The sequence below is a fragment of the Flavobacterium sp. 38 genome, from assembly GCF_057799715.1.
On record NZ_JBYNWZ010000004.1, the window covers coordinates 334521 to 357470 of the forward strand.

Sequence of the window (22950 nt, forward strand, 5' to 3'; positions counted from 1 at the left end):
ATAATGTGAAAAACCTTCAGAGTCAAGTTTTTGTTTTTGGAGGTTTTTTGTTTTTATTGAATTTGTTTTCACTTTTTTGAGCGGTTATCATGTGTGATAACCTTTATTCTAAAATAATAATTCAAATTTGACTTATCAAAAAAACGTCAATTAGAATTATGGAAACACAACAAAAAGCCGTAACGGAATTATTAGAAATAATGAAAAGGGTAAATTATTTTAAAACCTTAGAGCCTCGTAAAGATTCGTTTTCTGCAACGCTTAAAATTTCTGGTTATAGTGAATTACAAATTATGATTTCATCTTTATTAAAGGCAAGTGTTACTATGCTCCAAAGCGAAGATTCTACAAAACCTTTCTCTGATGCTATGGTTTTGGTTGAAATGGCTTTGCAACTTTTGCCTAATGATGAAATGGAGTTGTTGGATGAGTTGTTTAGGGTTGGGGTAGAAAGCGTATGAGTAAATTTTGTGTATAATATACTTTAGTTTAAGTAGAGATTCTTTTCTCTACTTAAACTAAAATAGTCAAATTAAACGCTAAGAATTCTTTTCAAAGTATCCTGCATCGCAATCCTAAAAGCATCATCTTGTGTAAGTTTTTTATACAAATCAAGTTCCTTTTTCCGTTCTTTTGACATAATATCATCAAATATTTTTTTGAATGCTATTTCTCTATTTTGAGTATCTGTATTTTCGGAATATTTTTCTGCAAAATCAGGATGAGCCTGCATACTTTTAGCAAGACTTACAAATTTTACTCTTTGATCTTCTGGAGTGGCATCCCACCCTTGATACCAGCGTTCATTAAAACTATTTATGATTAAATCTAAAGGATCTTCATCTTTATCTGTTCCATGAGCTCCACGAGGATTAGGATTTTGCGGGTCCAACTCACTTTCAGAATCATCTAAACCAATAGCAGAATTTAATTTTACTCTTTCTAAACCATAAGTTGACAAATCGACTGAATTTAATAATTCATCTAAGGCATCTATCGAACTATCAACAATAATTAATTTAGGAATTAAAAATTTCAAAAACCAAAACAACTTTTCCCAATTGACAACCTCATAAGGTAATATAGAAGCCATCTGACCATAAATCTTTACAAATTGTTTTGCTTTAATTTTAAAATCAGCTTTTTCACTTTCTTCTAATTCCAGATCGTTATTAAATCGATTAGCACAGACATCAATAATAGGACTTAAAAATTGAGCATCAACTTTTTTGAAATATTTATCTATAAAATCTTCAACTTCTGACCATTCATAGACACCGATGTTATCTAGAACAGCTTTGATTTCATGTAAAACATTTACATCTGTAGCTTTGTTTAACGATGTTGCGGTGTAAAAAGGATCAAATGCTTTTTTTATTTCTTCAGTAGAATTGAAAAAATCTAAAACAAACAAATCTTCAGTTTTCTTTCCTAATTTATTTGCAGATCTGTTAAGTCTAGATAATGCCTGAACTGCTAGGACTCCTTGAAGCTTTTTGTCAACATACATAGCAGTTAGTTTTGGTTGATCAAATCCTGTAAGGTATTTATTTGCTACTACTAAAATTTTGTATTCGTCAGTATCAAATTTATCTCGTGTATCTTTTTCTGCAAAACCATTAATACTGTCTTCAGTATATTCTATTCCATCTATAGTTTTTTTACCTGAGAAAGCAATAACAGCTTTAAATGGCTCTCCCTTTTCCTTTAATATTTTTTTAAGGGCAAAAAAGTATTTTATCGCTGATTCAATACTTTGTGTAGCAACCATCGCTTTTGCTTTCCCTTTTAACTTTTTAGTATTGACAATCTTACTAATAAAATGATCCAGAATAATATCAGCTTTTATGGCAATTGTTTGTTTATCTTGTTCTACAAAAGCTCTCAATTTTTTTTGCGCTTTTTTAGTGTCAAATAAAGGATTATCCTCTATTGACTTTTCAATTTCATAATAGCTTTTATAAGTGGTATAATTTGCTAAAACGTCTAAAATAAAACCTTCTTCAATTGCTTGCTTCATTGAGTACAAATGAAATGGTTTAAATTTTCCATCTTCTTGTTTTTCTCCAAATTTTTCAAGTGTGTTCGATTTTGGTGTAGCGGTAAAGGCAAGATACGAAGCGTTTTTACTCATTTTGCGAGAATTCATAATTTCTAAAATCTTGTCTTGTGGATCTTCACCTTCTTCCTCGCTATTATTGCTTCCCATAGCACGATTCATATTGTCAGCTGCAGAACCACTTTGACTACTATGAGCTTCATCAATAATTACAGCAAAACGTTTATCGCTTAAATCTGAAATTCCATCAACAATAAATGGAAATTTCTGAATAGTAGTTATAATGATTCTCTTACCACTTTCCAAATTTTCTTTTAACTCTTTGGATGAATAGGCTGGAGCGACAATATTTTTTACTTCAGAGAATTCTTTAATATTTTCACGCAGTTGTTTATCCAATAATCGTCTGTCTGTAACTACAATTACAGAATCAAAAAGCGGATTCGTTATTCCTCTACTTCCCGTAGTAGTTTCACTTTCGGGATAGGTTTCTATTAATTGATATGCAGCCCATGTAATGGAATTTGATTTTCCGGAACCAGCTGAATGTTGAATTAAGTATGTTTGTCCTACACCATTTTTACTCGCGTCGGCTATTAGTTTGCGCACTACATTCATTTGGTGATAACGAGGAAAAAATAAACTCCTTTTATTTAAAGCATCTGTTTCTTTTCCATCAAAACGTACAAAATGCTGTATGATATTAGCTAAACTTTCGCGTGTTAAAACTTCGTCCCAGAGATAAGATGTTTTATGTCCAAATGGATTAGGAGGATTTCCTTTTCCGTAATTATGCCCTAAATTGAAAGGTAGAAAGAAAGTGTTTGCACCATCCAGTTTTGTAGTCATATAAACTTCGTCTGTATCTACCGCAAAATGCACAATACAACGACCAAAATTTAATAAAGGCTGTGTAATATCTCTTTTAGTTTTGTATTGGTTTTGTCCGTGGACTTTTGCATTTTGTCCTGTCCAATGGTTTTTGAGTTCCATTGTAGCAAGAGGAATACCATTTACAAAAACCACCATGTCTATTTCTTCTCTCTGATTCAACAAAGAATATCGAATTTGACGGGTTACACTAAACTGATTATTTTCGAAATTAGCTTTTGCAGCATTACTGCTACTTGCTAATGGCAAAACATATAATAAGGTAAAATGTGCATCATCTACTTCCAGGCCTTTACGAAGCAACCGTAAAATTCCATATTTTTTTACCAAACGATCAAACCGTTCCAGGATTTTGAGTTTCCAGTCATTTTGTTTTTGCAATTTAGCAAGTTCATCAGGTTGTGTAGTTTCCAGAAAATCCCAAAAACGAACTTCATCAATAGAATATTTTGTATTGAAATCTGAAGCATAACCAATATAATAGCCGTTGCCTGAACGATACAATTCTTTTTGTTCTTGAATATTTCCTTCTTGTTTTATATCTTCTAAACAAGAACCTGTAAGTTGTTTTTCGATAGTAGCTTCTAAAGCTTGTTCGTTAGTTTGGCTTGGCATATTTTCTAATTTTTAGACCAGTTTTCTAAAGCTGCAAATACGTCTTTTAAATTTGTTTTTTTTGAATGAAAGTCAAATATATATTCACTATTTTCGACAAATTTAGATTTGATCAATTGATAAATAACTTTATTGTTAAAAATAGTTTTACGATTGCTGTACGAACTCCAAACTCCGAAATTAAATCTTCCATCCTCCCAAAAGCGTTTAGACAGTCTTAATAATTGGTTATATTTCAATATGTAAATTATATACAGTTGATTTTGGGGACTCAATTCATCAAGTAGAGCACTTTCATTTTCATACTTATAGATAAACCAGCTTTTTTGATTAGTTTGAATAAATGAATCTATATCAGGATTAGAAAACAGATATAATTTTTTAATTAATTCTAAGAAACCTGATTGTTTATAAAAATCGCTTTTGCGAATAACTTTTTCATTATCTCGAAAATATGCATTAGTAGGTATTAATTCTCCCTTTAAAATATGCTCATATTTTAAATATAAAGAATAAGCTTCAACTATATTTTCGAAAACCTCAATGTTAAAATCAGGTTCAATTTCTAGGGATAATTTTATTAAATGTAAAATTTCACCATCATTATACTTAAGCATTGCACAAGACCAAAATGCGTCTTCAATTCTTAATCTGTTATCAGTATAATTATTATAAATAATTAATTTAGTTCTCTGTTCCTCGTTTAAAATTGTTTTAGATATATCCTTCTTTACTAATAGAGCCGTAACATCTTCTCCTATTTCAAGCATATTAATATGTTGAACGATATTAGATATTAGATCGCGAACGGATTTTTTAACATTGCTATCATTGGACAAATTAGAAACAAACTGAAAAACTCTTAAAAAACCAAAATCGTCAATTGGAGTGTTAGATTCAATATGTTTTTTACAATAAGCTAACAATGGCAATAAAATAAAAAGCTGATTTTGATTTAGAAAACTTCCATTAACAAATTCAGAGAAATTAAATTCAATTTTAAATTTTTTAAATGGTTTTAATAAATCTATTAAATGATTTTCAGTGAAAAAGTTATTTATATAAGTCAATGATTCAAAATAACCACTAAGTTCATTAAGCTCTAAATAGGTTGTATCAATGTCTTTTTTATCACTTTGTAAAAAATGAATTTTCTTTTCGAAGGCATCATCATTATTATTTAACGATTGAAATTCAATCATCTTTAATAATTGCGACCAACGTAAAAATTCATTGAACCCTTCATCTGCGCTGAAACCTCTTAATTTCAATCGGTTTTTCCAAAAGAAATCTTGCCATTTTTCCCATTTTTCACTCCATACTAATGGATTATTCCTCACTATATCAGAATCAAACAGTTTAGCTCTAATCGACTCATTATCGGCTAATTGTTGTCCCCTAGAATTCATTGTAATATATAGTTCTTCACCCTGTGAGGTTTCCTCCGTTTTAAAGTGCCAAAATTTAATTTTCGACTTAATATAATCAAAGTATTTATCCGTCGAACTTTTAAATTTTTCATCAAATTTCTGGAAAATACTATCTCTATCTTCATCACCGACAATTGATCGAATAGTTACATCCAGCGAAAAGTTATTTAGAAACCATGTTTTACTTTGAACATCTAATAAATCTTCAATTGATTTTGTATTTGTAAATAATTCAACAAAAAAATGATGTGTCAAATTCCTAACTCTGTAATCGAAGCCCAATGAACCATTAGAAATATTAATTTTAAATAGATTCATAAAATCACTTTCTCTACTTTCTTTTATGGCAAAGTAAAAAAGTAATAAAAATATAGTAGTAAAACGTTGTTGACCATCAATTAAATACAAATCTCTATCCTTTGATGCAGAATTATAACCTGGACGGTAAGAATATAGAAATCCAATATTCATTACTATAGAAGCATCATTCATTTGCTGTAAAGCAGCTCTCAAAGTAGCTTTTGCTTCTTCAGGTAAGGTAGGAGAATCTATCAATTTTTGTAAATTCTGCCTTTCTGATTGTATTGTACTATCTTTTGTAGACCTTCCTTCTATAAGATCGTTTAAAAAAATATCTATAATATTATGTGTATTGTATCCCCAAACATACTCACGTTGTATTTCGGGTACTATTAGATTATAATGATGAAGTATTTCTTCTACTGAAACTTCTTGTAATGCATTTTCGCTCATGACTTATAAGTAAAAAAATGATTGATTTGTTGATTTACGTAACTAGCATTATTCACTATATCATTTTGTAACCAAAACTCATTATCTGTGTAGCTATCTTTTTGTGTATCGTTTAGAAAATCTCTAACAAATACCTTGAAAGTATGTGGTTGTATAAAATTCCCTTCGTTATGAAAAGAAATAATCTTACTTCGTTTCTGCTCATAAACTTTATTCCCTAGACCTCTATTAAGTGTACGATGTAATAACACTAAATTACCAATAGAATTTTCCTTTATTTCTGAAGTTTTGTCTGCTAAAAAAACTAAAAACTCAACTTTATATTCCTCGTCGTTTAAGTTAGATTCTAATTTGAGAAAATCTACATCCTTTTCTTCAAGCTCTCCTATTTTAATTAGTAGTTTTACATACTTTACGATTTCAGTATTCGATTTATCTTTAGGGTTTTTAGGAAAAATATGTTCAATGTCTTCAAGGTTCTTTTTAAAGTATACTGGAGGAAGGAATGATTTATTATCTTTTAAACATTCAATTATATCCATTAATAATAAAGTTCTAATTAATAACTCTGTATTGTCTTCATACCAATTAACGTGAAGATTTGTAAAATCTACAATTTTATCCCCTTCTGTAAAGTAAGATTTTATCTGATCTTTTAACACTTTCACAAAAACTTGTCTTGTTGAATATTTTTTCCAAAGTTTCCAAACTTTATAAAAATCAATGCCTTTACGAGTGGGTTGATTTGCGAAAATATATCCTAATAAATGGTAAATTTCTCTATCATGGAACCAATCATATAGCGTATGATGTAAATTAATTATATCTTTATATAATGCTGTAGCTTCACTTGAACTTTCTTCAATTAATTCTAAAGAAAGTACATCTTTATTATTCGACTCTGCGAATAGCAAATACAAATAATTAATGGGGTAAAAATCATCATTGAACAATTTGTTCTTTCCAATATTTTCAGATTTAATGTTTACCAATCTTTTAAAATAAGTCTTCACTTCATTTTTACTCCACCACGCATTGATTTGGTCTAATTCCCATCCTAATTTTATTCTTCTCTCATTAACAAAAATGATATTTTTTAAATCCCCTTCATCTTTTGCTTCTTCTTTAGCTACCCTAGTTATAAGTATGGCACGAATAAGGTCCGACCCATCTAACGGAATTCTTTTTGAGTTAAGATTCCCAAATATTTTCTCTTCAGATTGGCTTCCTTCAACCTCATTAACAATAAGTTTTACATTATGTAAAAGCTTCTCTTTAAAACGTTCAACATAACTTTCACCTTCTTTTTCTCTTAATTTTTCAAACCACTTTTTTACTGTTAAAGCAACTTGCACGATATGATAGATATCCTGCAAGTCATAATCAGGATATGTTGCAACAATATCATTCCAGCTTTTAAACTCTGAATAAAAATCGAAATCGTGATTTGTAATCCAATTATTTAGGGCTTTATTTGTAAATTCTCTTATGCTATTTTCAGGAAATCTAACTTTGTTATAAACCAATTCTTTTTCTCCTAAATAAGATAATATGATAGTTAAAGTCGTTAACCTTTGTTGACCATCTATAACATTGTAAATATTATCTCTTTTAGTGATTGTAATGTTTTGAATACAGTAAAAAACATCGTCTTTTAATCTACTTGTATAGATGTCGTTCAATAACTTTTCAACATTATTTGGTTCCCATTTGTATCCCCTCTGATAATGTGGAATATTAAAATATTCAATCTGATGATGTGAAAGAAATTCATTTGAATCAAAAATCTCTTTTACGCTATATAGTAGTTTCTTTTCAGCCATTTATATATTTTCTTTTTAACAAACCTTTACCTTCCCAGTTACAACTCCATCTATCAAACTCATTTTATACTCCTTCAGCTTCTTTATTTCTTTCTCTTTTAAGGAAATTGCGGTTTCAATTTTAATTGTAGCATTTTTTATATAATTTGCAATTTCAACCTGTTCTTCTTTGGGAGGAATAGGTATTGAAAAATTATTAAAATTTTCAGCAGGAAATCTCCATCTGCCTAATTGAGAAACTCCTTGACCAAATCTGTAGAATATTTTACTTTTATATCCAACCTGAAAAATAATCAGTAAGAAAAGGTCAATCATTTTTGAGTATTTAGATTTAAACACTCTATAATCAGGACTTATTACCCCATCAAATTTTGATATATCAACATAACCTGTGAGTAAATCCATATGATTCATAGCAAATTCCCCTTTGTTAATTATCTGATATTTAGAATAATTCATAGCAAGTTGACCTTCACCATTTGATATGTTCTTAATTTTAATCCCCTGTTGCGTAATGGATAAGACATCAGGACCTTCAAAACCAATAATTCTTTTTAAAATTTCAACTACAAATTTTAATTTCTTTACCTCCCAATGCTCAGGAATCTCCCCAATCCATTCCACACCACTATCTTTCAACTTTACAGCATCATTCAAACCTCTGGTAACAGCTTTATGAATAAGTATTTGTCTACGTTCCTTAAGCAGCTCTATCTGTTTTTGTTTAAGATTAATAGCTTGTTCTATTTTGGCAGTTTTGTCGTCAAGGAAATTGGCTATTGCAATTTGTTCTTCGACAGGCGGAAGAATGGATTCAATTCTAAAAAAATCATCAGTGTACAATCGTAAACGGCTTTCAATTACACCCGACGAGTTTCTTTTGAATTCTGATTTATATAATTCGGTTCTTAGTAGGTAATGAAAATATCTATTAATATCATTGGTTTTTAATCTGTAAATTGAATATGCTGGACTTGTAATTCCGTTGAAAGGAGAGAATCCTAAACTTCCATTCCAAGCTAACATAATATTACTAACTAAATCATTTTTTCTAACTTTTTTATATCCTTCAAGTGTCGATGCATTTGTAAGCATTCCACCCTCTTCAAGTTTTTCACTTTTATTAGTGACACCAGCATATTGCGAAACTGATAATAAGTCTTCAGAGCCATCAAAACTTCGCTCATTTACTTCCTTAAACAAATTTTTTATTCTAATAGTTTTCCAATGACTAGGAATTTGTCCTATCCATTCAACTTTAGAATTTATGTATTTTTCGTATTTTTTCATTTATAAGTATTCGTTGATATTATATTATCAAAAGTTTAATTTTACGTTTTATTGCTAAAATATCTCTTTCGATTTCCTGTTCTTTTTCTTCAAATAATTTGACTAAATTTCTTTGTTTTTCTAAAGATGGTAAGTTAATGGGAACGTTTTTAAGGTCGACCATATTTATGCGAGTCATATATGATGGTTCATTTAAAAATATAATTTTATTGATACTATATTGTCTTAAAAAATAGTCAAAATATTTTGCATCAATTTGATAGCTATCTAATCTAATTACAATAATACTTTTATGTACGTATGCTTCATATTCTAAAGTGTTTATGCAATGCTCTCCAACCTTTTTTCCATATGCACACATTAGTATATCTCCTTTTTTAGTAATTGTGCTATTGTGATTTTTTGCAATCATTAATAGCTCATCATGTACTAATTTACCATTAACAATATTTTGAGATCGAATCGTTGGAAAGTTTCCTTCCTTTAATATTTCATGTTTCGAAGTTAAAACTTGACCAATATTCTTTATTCTATTTGTTGCAACAATACTGGTAAATTCATTATTTAAAAAAGATAGAAAAAACTCCTTCTTAAGTTTTATCAAATAATTTAACTTCTCAATAATTAATTCTAATGGAGATTCAATCTTGTTTTGATAACTATTATATAAAAGAAAATCCTCTTTATTATTTTGCTTGTTTTTTATATTAGTTATTAATTCATTAAGATTATGAATAGGTTTTATTAATTGAGAAATATTAACATCACCTATAAAATTACCCTTTGTATCAATACCAAAATCTTTTGTATTTCGTGTGACAAAATATATTCCATGATCTTGATTTGTCTCATCAAGGTTTTTTAATTCTTTTTTAGATTCAATCCATTCTTGGATAGAATACAAAATCAAAAAATCATTTATATTATTTTTATTGTTTTCAAAAAATAAATGATTTCTATTTATTGAATACATAAGTGCCTTTTGTTTTAATTGTTCTGAAACATTAATTTGGATAGCATCATTATATAGAGACCATACATTTTTATTGAATTCTATACTTAAATTTTTAAATGGTTCCAATATTTCTTCCAAGCTCATAAATGCTTGATTTAAAATGTTTCGAATTCTATTGTCATCACAATGCGGTATTATTTTAAAGCTTAAATTATTTTTTAGCTGTGAAATTATGTTTTTATCGTAATTCTCTATTAATGCATCAACAGATGCACTTTTGAATTCGATATCTATAATTTCATTTTTGAGAAATATTATTTTTTTTGACTTTTTTAATTCAAATAAGTCGTCTAGTAATCTAAAATTTGCATCTGTGTAATCAAAAATAGAGTTTGCATCTTTTCCAGTAGCAAAATTTATCCACGTACATGTATCTAAAAAAACATAGTTCATTTAAATTTCTATTATGCTTTGAATTAAGCCATCAGATTCCTTTTCTAATTCTAAAATTTCAGCACGTATAATATCTAGTGATCTTAAAGGTTTGTGTTGATAGAAATATTTATTAAAACTTATTTCGTAACCTATTTTAGTATTATCAAGATTTATCCATGCTTCTTCTACATGTGGTTTTACTTCACGTAAAAAATAGGTGTAAATATTTTCTTTGAGTGGTACATTTTCAAAATCACGTAAGTCGCTTTCGGTTTCATAAGTTAAATATTCTCCTTTTTTTGCTGTTGCAAAATAGCCGTAATTTGGTAATTCATTTTCTGAGCAATCTAAATGATATAAAACCTTTTCTAACTTCTCGCCACTCAGTTTTACGGTTCCTTTTATTACTTTTTCAGCTTGCTCATCATACCAACTAACAGCATTAAGAATGGCATTTTTTTCAGAAGCAGAAAGTTTTAGTTTTTCAGATTTGATTACCTCATCAACTTGTACCCGAAATTCGTTAAAATCATTAAATTCTTTTATTCCGATTTTTTGGAGTAATTGTAAACCATTATCCAATAAAAACTTTTGTTTTTCCCACAAAGCTTTGCTTGTTAAGGCTATTTCTTGCTTATTGTTTAAATTAAGTTCTTGCTTTTCTGCCCAATGTAGAATCTCTTTTTTGTGTTTTGCAATATCGGTATAAACTTCTTCGCCATAGGTTTTATACGCATATTCCATCGCTTCTTTTAGCGATTTGTCATAGCGTAACTCTTCAATTCGCTCTTTAGTAAATTGAGCTTTTAAACGTTTTGGTCTTTCGATTGTTACTTTGTGATAACCAAAATCATGGTTATCGAATACTTTTGAAGCAATTCCATTATCTTTTTTACGTTCAATAGCTTCCAGATCATTGTACGTTTTTACTATTTCTGTGATATGTTCAGGTGCAAACTCACAATTTTTATTTCCTAAGTTCTTGCGAAGTTTACGATACAATTGTCCTGTATCTATCAGCTGTACTTTACCTTTTCTTTTTTCGGTTTTGTTGTTGCTTAAAATCCAGATATAAGTTGTAATTCCTGTATTGTAAAATAGGTTATTTGGCAATTGTACAATGGCTTCGAGCCAGTCGTTTTCAACAATATAACGACGAATATTGCTCTCGCCACCTCCTGCGTCTCCGGTAAATAAACTACTTCCGTTATGTATAGAAGCGATTCGTGTTCCTGTTTTACTATGTGAAAGTGGTTTCATTTTGCTGACCATCTCCATCAAAAATAACAATTGTCCATCTGATGAACGTGGTATAGCGTCAACATCTTCTTCGATTCCCCAATAGTTTTTTAGTTTTATTTGAAAACGGGAATCAATTACATCTTTTCCGTCCTTAATATATTTTTGTTCACTGGCCCATGATTTTCCGTAAGGCGGATTGGATAACATAAAATCGAAAGTGGTTCCTGCAAACTCATCTGTAGACAATGTAGAGCCAACACGAATGTTTTCAGGATTATTCCCTTTAATCATCATATCGGATTTACAGATAGCATAGGTTTCGTCGTTGATTTCTTTTCCATACAAATAGACATCACCCTTTGCACGAATTTCTCCATCTTCATCTTTTATGAAGTTTTGAGATTCAGTCAGCATTCCACCGCTTCCGCAAGCAGGATCATAAATGGTCATAACTGGAGGCAAATTATTCTTGATTGGGTCAAAAATAATATGTGTCATTAAGTCAATTACCTCACGTGGAGTAAAGTGTTCTCCAGCTTCTTCATTATTTTCTTCATTAAATTTTCGAATTAATTCTTCAAAAACATAACCCATTCCTAAATTTGATAAAGCAGGAAGTTTACGACCATTACTGTCGTTTTTCTCAAAAGGAGTTAAATTAATATCTGGAGAAGTAAATTTTTCTAACACATTAAGCAACACGTCTTTTGTTGCCATATGTCGAATTTGACTTTTTAGCTTGAATTTCTCAATAATCTCTTTAACATTATTGCTGAAACCATTTAAATAATCCTCAAAATTCGCTTGTAATAATTGTTGGCTATTTGTTGCTGTTCCGTGCAATCTTTGCAAAGTCCATTCGCTTGTATTGTAAAAAACATAACCAGAAGCGGTACGCAATCCGTTCTCATCCCACTCTGTAAAACCTGCTTCGTCACGTTGGAAAGTTAATTCTTCTAAAACAGCTTCTTTTGTTGGTTCAAGAAGTGCATCCAAACGGCGTAAAACTACCATTGGTAAAATTACATCACGATATTTTCCGCGTACATATACATCTCGCAAACAATCGTCTGCAATTGACCATATAAAAGAAACTAATTTGTTGTGTACTGATTGATTCATTAATTTATTTTGGTATTCTATTAATTTAAATTTTAATGTAACTATATTTAAGGAATATACTCTGAATAGTGTATTTCTCCAAATGATATTGTGTGTAAATTTAAGTTATACATTTTAATTTAATTTACGGATAACCATATTTTTCTTTTTTATTCACTAATAATTTTCGATTTTATAAAATGAAAACCTCCAAAGTCAGTTTTTTGATTTTAGAGGTTTTTTTATGTTTTTTCCTTAATTTTAAAATCGAAAAAGAAAAGACTATGACCTTAAATCTACAACCCGTTTTAGAAAACGATCTTTGTATTCTATCACCTTTAGAAGAAAAGGATTTTGATGCTTTATACAAAGTGGCTTCTGATCCTAAAATTTGGGAACAGCATCCAAATAAAGACCGATGGAAGAAAGAGGTTTTTGAGAATTTTTTTGAAGGTGCTATCAAAAGCAATGGCGCTTTTAAAATTATAAGTAAAGAAACTGGAGAAGTTATAGGGAGTACAAGATTTTACGATTTTAATCAGGAAGAAAATTGTGTTTTTATTGGTTATACTTTTTATGCCGTTTCCTGCTGGGGAAAGGGATTTAATCTAAGAGTAAAAAAAACGATGCTGAATTATCTTTTTGAATATGTGTCAAAAGTTAGGTTTCATATTGGTTCAGAAAATATTCGATCTCAAATTGCAATCTCAAGAGTGGGAGCCGAAAAAATTGCCGAAGAAGAAGTAGCTTACTTCGGAGAAAAACCAAAATTGAATTTTGTGTATCAGATTGACAAAGCAAATTGGATAAAAGAAAAGCCTTAAACGCAATGTTTAAGGCTTTTCTCTTTTTATAAAAAACAGTTTTTTATTGTACCAAATAAGCAACCTGATCGGCTTCGCAAAGTCTAAAATAACCAAATGCAAAATTATTGGCATCAGTACTATTGACAATGTTTCCTCTAATGGTTCCAGGAGGAACAGAAAACGGATTTGAATTTGAAGCTTCCAAAATTAATTTCCAATAATTAAAGAAATTTTTAGAAACGCCTCTGTGCGTAATCGTAACGGTGTTTCCAGGTTTCATTTTGTCTTCATCAGAAAATCTCGTGCTGATTTCGTTTCCGTTATAGAACTCATCATTTGTGATTTCGTATTCTGGATAAATTAAAAATGAGCTTTGATAATCGGTTACATAAAAATTAGTCTGATCTGCTGGATCGTTATAATAAAAAGTCAGTTCGATGATATCTTTCCCATCAAAATCAGGAACAATTTTCTGTTCTACTTTATTAATTGGACTTACAGAAGTTAGTTTTTCAGTCGCCGTGAAACTTTGCCCTTCAGCATCTACAAATAATTTATAATCGGCATCAATTACAGGAACAAAATTGGTGCATTTGTAAACTCCGGCTTCCGTTTCGTTAAAAGTAAAAACATCACCATTGCTATTTTCTATTCGTACTTGCGCACCCGAAACTTTTGGTGTAGAACCGCTGTAATAAGGAGCCGTTTTACTGATTTTTATCGTTTGTTCTTTCCCATCAGTTCCTTTTTTCCAGATAATTTCAGCGTCGATGACCAGTTTGGTTTCGCCGGTTGGCAAATCAAGATTTACCACATCTTCACATGAAGCGAAAGAAAAAACAAAAAGAAGAGTTATTAATGCCAGTGCTCTGTTCATTACCGTATATTTTTTCAATTTATTCATAGCATTAAAATTTAAAATTATAAGAAACTCCAGGAACAATTCCGAAAATCGAAAGTCTTCTGGTTTCATTTGCTCCCGTATCTTCATTGGTTGTAAAACTCATAGAAGCCGCATTTTTTCTGTTGTACACATTGTATAAACTAAATACCCAATAGCTTTGCCATCCTTTCTTTTTGTCTGGTTTTGGCGTATAAGTCGCCGCAAGATCCAAGTGGTGGAAAAGAGGCAGTCTGTTTTCGTTTCTTAAAGAATAATTTGGAACGTGAATACCGCCCATTTCATAATAGCCATTTGCATACGTTACTGGCTGACCCGACTGTAAAGTGAAATTTCCATTAAAAGACCATTTCGGATTCAGTTCATAACTTCCCACAATGCTCAAATTATGCATTTTGTCATAACCCGATAAATACCAGTCGCCATTTGCAATTCCTGGTTCTTCAGGAGTTCTTCCCGGTGTTTTTTGTTCTGCTCTAGATAAGGTATACGAAACCCATCCGGTAAAAACGCCTCTATTTTTTCTGAACAGTAATTCCATTCCGTAAGATCTGGCTTTTCCGGTTAAAATAACCTGTTCAATGTTGTTGTTAGCCAAAACATCAGCGCCGTCAATATAGTCAATACGATTTTGAACATTTTTATAGAATAATTCGGTTTCTAAAGAGTAATCGCCGTCTTTGAAATTTCTGAAATAACCCATCGCATACTGATCCAAAAGCTGAGGTTTTGTAAAAGGGCCGCTTGGTGTCCAGATACTCATTGGCAACGGAGACTGTGTATTGGATAAAATATGAATGTACTGCGCCATTCTGTTGTAACTTGCTTTTACAGAAGTTTCGTCGTTAAAAGCATAAGACAAAGCGGCACGTGGCTCAAAATTGTCAAACTTGCTGATAGTTTTTCCTTTTCCGTAGGAGATGCTTCCTGTTGGAGTTCCTTCTTCGTAAATATTGTATAAAGGATTATAAACTACAGCCTGACCATTTTCGTAAGTGCTGATTGCTTCATCTCCTAAACGGTAAAACATGCTGTAGCGAAGTCCATAACGGAAATTCAGTTTCTCTGTAATCTGATTTTCAAAATCAACAAAAGCAGAAGCTTCTAAAGCGTATTTTTTGTCCAGTTGCATATAATTAAACTGCGAATCTGAAGAAGTCGGCTTTACAACTCCAGGATTGAAATTATAATACAAACCATCTATACCATAGTTGATTTTAAATTTCTCCGACTGCTGGAAATTCCAATTGTATTTCAAACCGTAACTCTGAATATTGCTGTCCCATTGAAAACTTTCAATCGGAATTTCTAGATTAAATCTGTAATCACTGTAGAAAGTAGATAAATTACTGTTTAAGCGATCAGAAAATTTATGTTTCCAGTTTAAAATTCCCATTGTGCTTCCGTACGTACTCGCAAAACGATCGTTAATGTCAAATAAATCATTTCCGAAATAACCAGAAAAAGACAATGTATTTTTGGCATTAAAACGATAATTTAATTTCGCATTCAAATCGTAAAACATGGCAGAGTTATTATTGTCGGCCAGTTTCATAAATAAATGCGCATAAGAAGCACGTCCAGAAAGAATAAAAGAACCTTTTTCTTTTTCCAGCGGACCTTGAACCAAAAGTCGGCTCGAGATAATCCCGATTCCACCATTTACTTTATATTCTTCAAAATCTCCAGTTTGTTGCGTAACATCAAGAACAGAAGAAACACGTCCTCCAAATCTTGACGGAATTCCACCTTTGTATAAATCTAAACCGCTAACTACATCAGCATTGAAAATAGAAAAGAAACCAAACATGTGCGAGTCTGCATAAACAGGAGCGCCATCCAAAAGAATCAAATTCTGATCTGCAGCACCACCGCGGACATTAAAACCCGAAGAAGCTTCTCCCGCATTGGTAACGCCTGGCAAAGTCAAAATCGATTTTAAAGGATCGGCTTCGCCCATCGCCACCGGAATTTTCTTGATTTCCTGCATCGAAAGTCTGTTCACACTCATTTGTGTTGTTTTGATGTCGACCGCTTTATTAGCTACCACAATAACTTCTCCCAGTTGCTGGCTATCAGAATCTATGTTGAAATTAACTCTGTTATCATCAGAAACAGAAACACGTTTTTCTTCATTCTTAAAACCCACATAACTCACCTGAACGGTATAGTTTCCGTTGGGAACTTCAATACTGTATTTTCCGTTTGCATCTGTTACAACGCCAGTTTCCAGTTCTTTAACGTAAATATTAGCACCAATTACAGGCTGTCTTTCATCATCATAAACGGTTCCGCTTAGCTTGCTTTTTTTTTTGGCAGGCTTTTGCGTTTGAGCTTTCTGCTTCACAAAAATATTGTTGCCGACTATAGAAAATTGTACAGACGAAATCTGGTTTAATTCGGTAATAAGCTTGCTGATTTCGATATTTTTAAAAGTTTTATTTTGTGTAAAATACTTTTTATTGGTATCGATCTGATCTGTAAAAGCAAATTTAAAGTCGGTTTGGCTTTCAATCTGTTTGAAGAATTCTTTTAAAGTTACATTTTGATCTACAGTTACCGTAACGCCTTGAGCAGACATACCTAAGCTGAATAAAAAAAAGCATGCTGAAATTATATGCTTCATGAAATTTTGTATTTTTGAATATTATTAAATGGAATAACCTCGTGTTATCCTGAATATTAGGAGGATGTGGAGTTTCGCGGCTTACATCCTTTTTGTTTTTATTGAAAATTAATCTGCTTTAAATCTTCATTTATTTCAAAGTTTAGGTTATACATTTCTGATATTAGTTGGACAATTGTTTTTAAATCTTCTTTTTTATTGATTCGAATGGTAATTTTCTGATTTAGATTTTCTTTCGGAATATTGACTTTATAACCGTAATTTTCTTCAATATATTGACTGATAACAGAGAGTTTTTCGTCATCAAAATCTACAAATCGGCTGAATTCTGTTACCGAAGCAATTTCGTTTCCGTAAGTGAATTTATCGCCAGGTTTCAAGATCCATTTCTGGTCTTTGCCTTTTACGCTCATTTCTACGCTTCCTTCAAAAAGCTCAACAGTTATTTCTTCATTTTCAGATTCTTTAACGGTAAAAGAAGTTCCTAAAACTGTTGTGGTAGTTTCGTCGCAGAAAACCTGAAACGGATGCTGTTTGTCTTTTTTAACTTTAAAATACGCTTGACCGTCAATTTCGATTTTTCTGTTTGAAGCAAAATTTTGCCCGTACGTAATTTTTGAATTCGGACTCAGTTCCACTTTGGAGCCGTCTGGCAATACAATATTTTTTATTGCTGAAGTTGTATTTTCGATTACATTTTCAGCTAGAACTACATTTTCGGTAGAAGATTCTCCGTTAAAATAAATTCCGGTTCCAATTAAAACAAAAAGTAAAACAGCGGCAGCAGAACAGTAGTGCCACGGTCTGAAAGAGCGTTTCTTCACAGTAAAAGTTTTGGCACGAAATTCTTCCCACGAAGTTTCTTTTTCTTCATTTGAATGAGAATGGGAGGTTTCGTTCCAAAGCTTTTCGAAATCCTTGTCAAATTTTTCGTTATCCATTTTTTAGATTTTTAAATAAGTTGACAATGAAAGCCTTGTTTGGTAAAAACGCCGTAAACCATTTCGTGAATTTCTCTGTTGGTTTCGATTTTGAGAATATTATCGCGTCCCTGCTTATCAAAATTTATGATGCAGTCGGAAATAACGAACTGTAAAAGAGCAATGAGTAGCGTTGCATCTTTTTTGGTTCTAACATTAGTTTTATACGCTTCGATATGCATTTTTAGTTCTTTGTTTTTTAGTATAACAAACGAGAACTAAAAAGTTCCTAATGGTTTTCGATTTTTTTTCGAATAAATTTACTGGCGAGATAAATATGATTGGCAATGGTCTTCTCAGAAAGATCCGTTATTTCTGCAATCTCCTTATAGCTAAGGTTTTCCAGTTTGTGTAAAGTGAATATTTTTTGCTGCTGTTCTGGCAGCTGATTGATGAAGTTTTGTAATTTTTCTTGTCTTTCTTCAAAAACTCCTGATTCTGGTTCTTCTTCAGGAAGGTCAACTTGAACAGGATTTAAAGGAATTACTTTGTTTTCTCTGTTAACGTGATTGATTATAACGTTCTTGCAGATCACAAATATTTGTTTGTCGAACAAAACTTCTTCGTTAAGCAATTCTCTTTTGTTGTAAAGTCTGATGAAAGTTTCCTGAACGAAGTCTTCGGGAGTAAAAACAGAAGAATTAAATCGTTTGGCAATATTGATAAGTTTGTCGTAGTAGCTGAAGTATACTTCTTTGAAAGCTGCTTCATTACCTTTTTTTAAACTTAAAATAAATTTTTTATTGTCCATAACGAAAATATCGTGACTAGCTTCCTAGTCTAAACTCATTGGTGTCAATATTATTGTATTCGGAAATTGAGTAATCTCAAAATGTAATTAGTTACAAAGAACCGTAATTTAATTTAAGATTGGACGCTTTTATTGGAGAAATGTTACAGTAGATTTCAAATAAAAACCCTTAAACATTTGTCTAAGGGTTTGTTTTTATTGTTCATTTGAAATTTTAACTTTATAATCAGCGGCAAGTTTATCTAGAAACTGAAAAAGTTTTTCATTCATTTCACTAAAATCATGCGAAAGAATTTCTTCTGGATTTTGAACGAATTGGTGTTTTTTGCTTTTCGCCAATAAATCAGTTTCGCTCTCAATTAAAAGAGAAACAACCTCAGCGGTTAATTCCATGTGGCACTGAAAACCGTACACAAGATTAGAATACGAAACAATCTGGATAGGGCAGCCTTCGCTAAAAGCCAGCACTTTACTTTCTTTTGTTAAACCTGGCATATCGTTGTGCCAGTGCCCGACATTTAGAACAGAACCAAAATGATTTATTTTTTCATCTTTAATTCCGTCTTCGGTTAAAGTGATTGGGAAAACGCCAATTTCTTTTTCTGGACTATGACCGACTTTTGATCCCAAAGCTTCGCCGATTAATTGCGAACCCAAGCAAACTCCAACAACTGCTTTTCCTGCAGCAATACATTTCTGAATTAAGGATATTTCAGCTTCAGCATTAAAGTGCGGACATTCTTCTAGAGTCGTATTGGGACTTTGAGGTCCGCCCATTACAATCAGCATATCTATTAAGTCAACAGAATTTGGCAATGCGTCATTTTCATAAACTTTAGAAAAAGATATTTTATGATTTCTGCTTTCTGCCCAATTTAGATATGCGCCCGGAGCTTCGTAGGTTTCGTGTTGTACAAAGTGTATGTTCATCTTCTTTAGAATTTAAAGCAAATTTATTTTGAAAAAGAACAATACCAATAGTCCACTTTTTCTTTTAATAAAATAGTCCAGCTTTAAGAATTCAGCAAGAGCATCATCTGAATATCTACTCTGTCATAGGTCGAAGAAATTCCAGTTATTTCTCTAAATCCTAATTTTTCATACAATTTAATGGCGGGCTGCAGTTTGGTGTTGCTTTCCAGATAAAGTCGAGTTGCACCTTTTTCTTTAGCCCATTTTATAGCTGTTTCTGCCAATAATAATCCAACGCCTTTTCCTTGTGCTTTCGGACTTACCGCCATTTTTGCCAATTCGTAATCGTAATCTTTTCCGTCACTTTTAATTAAAGCGCAAACGCCTAAAACTTCATCATTTAAAATAGCAGAAAAAATTTCGCCGCCTTTGTTTATAATATATTCTTCGGTGTGGTCAAGCGCTTTTACATCATTTGGTTCGACTACAAAATACTTCGAAATCCATTCTATATTTAAATCCTTAAAACTCTTTTTATATTCTGGTTTATAGGTAACTATTTCTATTTGTTCGTTATTTTTCATGATATTATTAAATACTGTTTTTTATTATACTGCCTAATTTTTCCAAATCAGATTCGACACGCTCATTCCATTCCAAAGCATAAGTGAGTCTCATGCAATTGTTATATTGATTGTATTGCGAAAAGATTCTTCCGGGAGCAAAATTGATTTTTTGGGCAAGAGCCGTATTGTACAATTCGGTTGTCGAAATTCTTTCATCCAATTCCAGCCATAACATAAAACCTCCTTTTGGCTGTGCAATTTTGGTATTGTCTGGAAAATAAGATTCTACCGCACGATTGATTTGCAAATAATTAGTGTAAAGTTTATTTCTAAATGTTCTCAGGTGATGATCATAACGGCCGTGTTCTAAAAAATCTGTAATCACATCTGAGTACAAAGGAGAATTGCAGACCGTCTGAATTAGTTTTTGCCTTATAATTTGATCTTTAAATTTCCCAGGCGCAATCCATCCCACGCGATACCCTGGCGCAAGAGTTTTCGAGACAGAACCAATCCATAAAACTAAACCAGCTTCATCGTAAAATTTGCAAGGTTTAGGCCGTTCAGAGCCAAAATAAAGATTGCCATAAAGATCATCTTCAATTAAAGGAACATTGTATTCGGTTATCAGTCTCACCAATTCCTTTTTATTTACGTCAGGCATTTGAAACCCCATCGGATTATTAAAATTGGTGATGAAACAGCAGGCTTTAATTTCGGGAAGCACTTTTTTGAAAGCATCTAAATCTAAACCATATAAAGGATGCGTCGGAATTTCGACTGCCTTTAAACCCAAAGCTTTAATCGCCTGCAATATTCCAAAATAAGCCGGACTTTCTACGGCAACGCTATCTCCCGGAGAAGTGACCGCCATAAGCGCATTATAAATGGCATGCATGGCACCAGAAGTAATGACAAGATCATCTTCGGTGATTTTTCCTTCCATGACCAGCGCCCATTTTGCAATGGCACGGCGAAGTTCCTCAGAACCTTGAACGGGTTCGTACGGAGTTCCAGCATCGTTTCTGCTGCGAACAGCATTGATAATTCCCTTATTAAGTTTGGCAATAGGCAGAAAATTTTTTCCAGGCAAACCAAGCGCAAACTGAGTAATATCTGGCTTATTGAGCGTACCGAAAACTTTGTCAATAAGATCTTCGGGAGTATTTTCTGTTTCGTGATTGTCTATATTGGCAACCGTAGGAAGTGCTGTTGTGCGCTGCGAACTTTTACTAACGTAATATCCTGTTTTTGGACGGGATTCAATTAAAGAACGGCTTTCCAGTTCAAGATAAGCTTGTTTAACGGTATTGAGACTAACATTATACAATTTTTGAGCACTGCGAACAGAAGGCAGTTTATCGCCAAGCATCAGGGTTTCATTATGAATCTGATCTTCAATTATTTTGGCGATTTTTAGATACAATGTTTCGTTATTCTTCATTTTGCTAATTTGCTGTATCTAAAAACTTAGACATTGAAAAATTTGTTCGGCACTTTGTTTTAACTGTTCAGGATTGTTAAAGTTATCACTCTTTTTTTTCTTTAGAAAATTTGAGATAGAATCCTGAAACGCAGTTTTATTTTCTGCGGTTAAACTGCCATCATCATAGATCTGATAATCGATTAAATTGTTTTGATCTACAATCAAGCTCGCGAAAGCTATAATTTTTCCTGCCTTTTCTGCAAGCAAAAACGGAATTCCAAAAGATGTTTCATTTTCATCATTAAGAGATATATTTTGACAGAAGATGTTTTGCAAAATCTCCATGTCAAAGATGTAAACTTCTCTAAATGTTATGCTGTCTTTTTTTGATACCTGCGATTCCATACTCTTTTTTAGCAAAATTAAAGCTATTCAAGATTTGGGTACAGATACAGAAAATAGTTTTTTTAAGGGTACAGATTGAAATTAGAAAAAAGAGATTAAATAGAACGAAGCGCGTTCATAGCACATTCTGTATCTTTTTCGTCAATAAAAACATGATCGTGATAATAAGCGGCCACAACATTACAGCTAATGTTTGCGTCGCCTAATACTTTTGAAAATGCAGCGGTCATTCCAACGGCTTCTAGTGAAGAATGAACTTTAAAAGTAATCCAAGCCGCAACATAAGAATAATTAAGATTGAATTCGTCTGCATCTTCTTTTTTTAGAATCACGGTAATTCCTTCACTTTCTTTAAATAGGAACAAAATTTTGGAGAAAGGAATTTTGTCAATATTGGTTACAGAGCAATAAACATATCGCCCTTCATTTAAAACAGGATTTAGGTTTTTTAAGAGGATATCGAGATTTTTTTCTCCAGACATTTTAATTGTTTTTTAAGAAAATAAATTTAAGAAGGCTAATAAACAAAATGGAATTATTTTTCAGATTCCAAATTATCGGTAGCTGCAGAAATCTGATCTAATATATTAGTCTGATTTGGCGAAATGTAGTTTTTGTTTTCGCTAATCTGTTCTTTCTTAAAAAGAAGATCTAACGCATTGTATAGTTTTAATAAAACATCTCGATCTGCTTTTTCGATTTCTAAAGCAGAATTAAAATTAAAAACATAATTATTCGAATTGCGCACTTCGACTTTTATCGTTTTTGATGTGATCTTAAATTTGACTATATCCATGTTGTAAAATTATCTCTTCTGCAAAATAACTATTTTAATAGAAGTTATGGAATGTTCTGTTAAAGATTTTTTCTAAAATATTCTTCACTTAGAATCTATAAAGTTTTAAAGGTGAAAAATAAGAAACCAAAATTTTTTTATCGGAATTTTTTTAGATAATTTATTTTTTTATGAGAAATCAGTATAA

19 protein-coding genes are annotated in these 22950 nt (G+C 31.6%); 2 read left to right on the plus strand and 17 right to left on the minus strand.

What is annotated here, in order from left to right; translation table 11 throughout:
- The first annotated feature begins 158 nt into the window (after positions 1-158).
- A complete protein-coding gene (locus AC3E9W_RS12800) occupies positions 159-461 on the plus strand; it encodes a hypothetical protein (protein ID WP_488768648.1) in 303 nt (100 codons plus the stop codon).
- A gap of 71 nt (positions 462-532) precedes the next feature.
- On the opposite strand, the gene AC3E9W_RS12805 is transcribed toward AC3E9W_RS12800, so the two are convergent.
- Genes AC3E9W_RS12805 through AC3E9W_RS12830 form a run of 6 tightly spaced genes read right to left on the minus strand, consistent with a single transcriptional unit; the run spans position 533 to position 12615 of the window.
- Positions 533-3565 (minus strand): type I restriction endonuclease subunit R, encoded by a 3033-nt coding sequence (locus tag AC3E9W_RS12805; RefSeq protein WP_488768650.1) that lies wholly within the window; start codon positions 3563-3565, stop codon positions 533-535.
- 5 nt (positions 3566-3570) lie between these two features.
- Positions 3571-5748: a GmrSD restriction endonuclease domain-containing protein gene (locus AC3E9W_RS12810; RefSeq protein ID WP_488768651.1), complete on the minus strand. Its 2178-nt coding sequence runs from the start codon at positions 5746-5748 to the stop codon at positions 3571-3573.
- Positions 5745-7571: a DUF262 domain-containing protein gene (locus tag AC3E9W_RS12815; protein ID WP_488768652.1), complete on the minus strand. Its 1827-nt coding sequence runs from the start codon at positions 7569-7571 to the stop codon at positions 5745-5747. Before AC3E9W_RS12815 ends, AC3E9W_RS12810 begins: the two co-directional genes overlap by 4 nt.
- A gap of 15 nt (positions 7572-7586) precedes the next feature.
- Entirely contained in the window at positions 7587-8861 is a 1275-nt protein-coding gene (locus tag AC3E9W_RS12820) for a restriction endonuclease subunit S (RefSeq protein WP_488768653.1), read from the minus strand.
- 19 nt (positions 8862-8880) lie between these two features.
- Positions 8881-10269 carry a PIN domain-containing protein gene (locus tag AC3E9W_RS12825; protein WP_488768655.1) on the minus strand — a complete coding sequence of 463 codons (1389 nt, stop codon included), beginning with the start codon at positions 10267-10269 and terminating at the stop codon, positions 8881-8883.
- The gene (locus AC3E9W_RS12830) at positions 10270-12615 is read right to left on the minus strand and encodes a type I restriction-modification system subunit M (protein WP_488768656.1); all 2346 of its coding nucleotides are present in this window, start codon (positions 12613-12615) and stop codon (positions 10270-10272) included.
- A 263-nt stretch (positions 12616-12878) separates the two neighbouring features.
- Here AC3E9W_RS12830 and AC3E9W_RS12835 point away from each other — a divergent pair, with 263 nt between their 5' ends.
- Positions 12879-13418, plus strand: coding sequence for a GNAT family N-acetyltransferase (locus tag AC3E9W_RS12835; RefSeq protein ID WP_488768657.1), 540 nt, complete (start codon positions 12879-12881; stop codon positions 13416-13418).
- Positions 13419-13461: 43 nt separating this feature from the next.
- On the opposite strand, the gene AC3E9W_RS12840 is transcribed toward AC3E9W_RS12835, so the two are convergent.
- From AC3E9W_RS12840 to AC3E9W_RS12890, 11 genes are all read right to left on the minus strand, one after another.
- The gene (locus tag AC3E9W_RS12840; protein ID WP_488768658.1) at positions 13462-14304 is read right to left on the minus strand and encodes a DUF4249 domain-containing protein; all 843 of its coding nucleotides are present in this window, start codon (positions 14302-14304) and stop codon (positions 13462-13464) included.
- Positions 14305-14308: 4 nt separating this feature from the next.
- Positions 14309-16927, minus strand: coding sequence for a TonB-dependent receptor (locus tag AC3E9W_RS12845; RefSeq protein WP_488768659.1), 2619 nt, complete (start codon positions 16925-16927; stop codon positions 14309-14311).
- 98 nt (positions 16928-17025) lie between these two features.
- A complete protein-coding gene (locus AC3E9W_RS12850) occupies positions 17026-17868 on the minus strand; it encodes a FecR family protein (RefSeq protein ID WP_488768661.1) in 843 nt (280 codons plus the stop codon).
- An 11-nt stretch (positions 17869-17879) separates the two neighbouring features.
- Positions 17880-18089 (minus strand): hypothetical protein, encoded by a 210-nt coding sequence (locus AC3E9W_RS12855; RefSeq protein ID WP_306159122.1) that lies wholly within the window; start codon positions 18087-18089, stop codon positions 17880-17882.
- Between the two features lie 47 nt (positions 18090-18136).
- On the minus strand, positions 18137-18658 hold the full coding sequence (locus tag AC3E9W_RS12860) for an RNA polymerase sigma factor (protein WP_488768662.1): 522 nt from the start codon (positions 18656-18658) through the stop codon (positions 18137-18139).
- Between the two features lie 195 nt (positions 18659-18853).
- Complete coding sequence (locus AC3E9W_RS12865; protein ID WP_488768663.1) at positions 18854-19588, minus strand: type 1 glutamine amidotransferase; 735 nt, start codon at positions 19586-19588, stop codon at positions 18854-18856.
- Between the two features lie 83 nt (positions 19589-19671).
- Positions 19672-20154 carry a GNAT family N-acetyltransferase gene (locus AC3E9W_RS12870; protein WP_488768665.1) on the minus strand — a complete coding sequence of 161 codons (483 nt, stop codon included), beginning with the start codon at positions 20152-20154 and terminating at the stop codon, positions 19672-19674.
- A 7-nt stretch (positions 20155-20161) separates the two neighbouring features.
- Positions 20162-21580, minus strand: coding sequence for an aminotransferase-like domain-containing protein (locus tag AC3E9W_RS12875; RefSeq protein ID WP_488768666.1), 1419 nt, complete (start codon positions 21578-21580; stop codon positions 20162-20164).
- Positions 21581-21598: 18 nt separating this feature from the next.
- Positions 21599-21967, minus strand: a complete 369-nt coding sequence (locus AC3E9W_RS12880) for a hypothetical protein (RefSeq protein WP_488768667.1) — start codon at positions 21965-21967, stop codon at positions 21599-21601.
- Between the two features lie 95 nt (positions 21968-22062).
- Positions 22063-22449 carry an ACT domain-containing protein gene (locus AC3E9W_RS12885; protein ID WP_488768669.1) on the minus strand — a complete coding sequence of 129 codons (387 nt, stop codon included), beginning with the start codon at positions 22447-22449 and terminating at the stop codon, positions 22063-22065.
- Positions 22450-22502: 53 nt separating this feature from the next.
- Positions 22503-22763 carry a hypothetical protein gene (locus tag AC3E9W_RS12890; RefSeq protein ID WP_456897157.1) on the minus strand — a complete coding sequence of 87 codons (261 nt, stop codon included), beginning with the start codon at positions 22761-22763 and terminating at the stop codon, positions 22503-22505.
- Between the last annotated feature and the right edge of the window lie 187 nt (positions 22764-22950).

Excerpts from the sequence above, each read along its gene's own strand:
- AC3E9W_RS12800 (WP_488768648.1), top strand. The coding sequence starts at position 159 with ATGGAAACACAACAAAAAGCCGTAACGGAATTATTAGAAATAATGAAA.
- AC3E9W_RS12805 (WP_488768650.1), bottom strand. The coding sequence starts at position 3,565 with ATGCCAAGCCAAACTAACGAACAAGCTTTAGAAGCTACTATCGAAAAA.
- AC3E9W_RS12810 (WP_488768651.1), bottom strand. The coding sequence starts at position 5,748 with ATGAGCGAAAATGCATTACAAGAAGTTTCAGTAGAAGAAATACTTCAT.
- AC3E9W_RS12815 (WP_488768652.1), bottom strand. The coding sequence starts at position 7,571 with ATGGCTGAAAAGAAACTACTATATAGCGTAAAAGAGATTTTTGATTCA.
- AC3E9W_RS12820 (WP_488768653.1), bottom strand. The coding sequence starts at position 8,861 with ATGAAAAAATACGAAAAATACATAAATTCTAAAGTTGAATGGATAGGA.
- AC3E9W_RS12825 (WP_488768655.1), bottom strand. The coding sequence starts at position 10,269 with ATGAACTATGTTTTTTTAGATACATGTACGTGGATAAATTTTGCTACT.
- AC3E9W_RS12830 (WP_488768656.1), bottom strand. The coding sequence starts at position 12,615 with ATGAATCAATCAGTACACAACAAATTAGTTTCTTTTATATGGTCAATT.
- AC3E9W_RS12835 (WP_488768657.1), top strand. The coding sequence starts at position 12,879 with ATGACCTTAAATCTACAACCCGTTTTAGAAAACGATCTTTGTATTCTA.
- AC3E9W_RS12840 (WP_488768658.1), bottom strand. The coding sequence starts at position 14,304 with ATGAATAAATTGAAAAAATATACGGTAATGAACAGAGCACTGGCATTA.
- AC3E9W_RS12845 (WP_488768659.1), bottom strand. The coding sequence starts at position 16,927 with ATGAAGCATATAATTTCAGCATGCTTTTTTTTATTCAGCTTAGGTATG.
- AC3E9W_RS12850 (WP_488768661.1), bottom strand. The coding sequence starts at position 17,868 with ATGGATAACGAAAAATTTGACAAGGATTTCGAAAAGCTTTGGAACGAA.
- AC3E9W_RS12855 (WP_306159122.1), bottom strand. The coding sequence starts at position 18,089 with ATGCATATCGAAGCGTATAAAACTAATGTTAGAACCAAAAAAGATGCA.
- AC3E9W_RS12860 (WP_488768662.1), bottom strand. The coding sequence starts at position 18,658 with ATGGACAATAAAAAATTTATTTTAAGTTTAAAAAAAGGTAATGAAGCA.
- AC3E9W_RS12865 (WP_488768663.1), bottom strand. The coding sequence starts at position 19,588 with ATGAACATACACTTTGTACAACACGAAACCTACGAAGCTCCGGGCGCA.
- AC3E9W_RS12870 (WP_488768665.1), bottom strand. The coding sequence starts at position 20,154 with ATGAAAAATAACGAACAAATAGAAATAGTTACCTATAAACCAGAATAT.
- AC3E9W_RS12875 (WP_488768666.1), bottom strand. The coding sequence starts at position 21,580 with ATGAAGAATAACGAAACATTGTATCTAAAAATCGCCAAAATAATTGAA.
- AC3E9W_RS12880 (WP_488768667.1), bottom strand. The coding sequence starts at position 21,967 with ATGGAATCGCAGGTATCAAAAAAAGACAGCATAACATTTAGAGAAGTT.
- AC3E9W_RS12885 (WP_488768669.1), bottom strand. The coding sequence starts at position 22,449 with ATGTCTGGAGAAAAAAATCTCGATATCCTCTTAAAAAACCTAAATCCT.
- AC3E9W_RS12890 (WP_456897157.1), bottom strand. The coding sequence starts at position 22,763 with ATGGATATAGTCAAATTTAAGATCACATCAAAAACGATAAAAGTCGAA.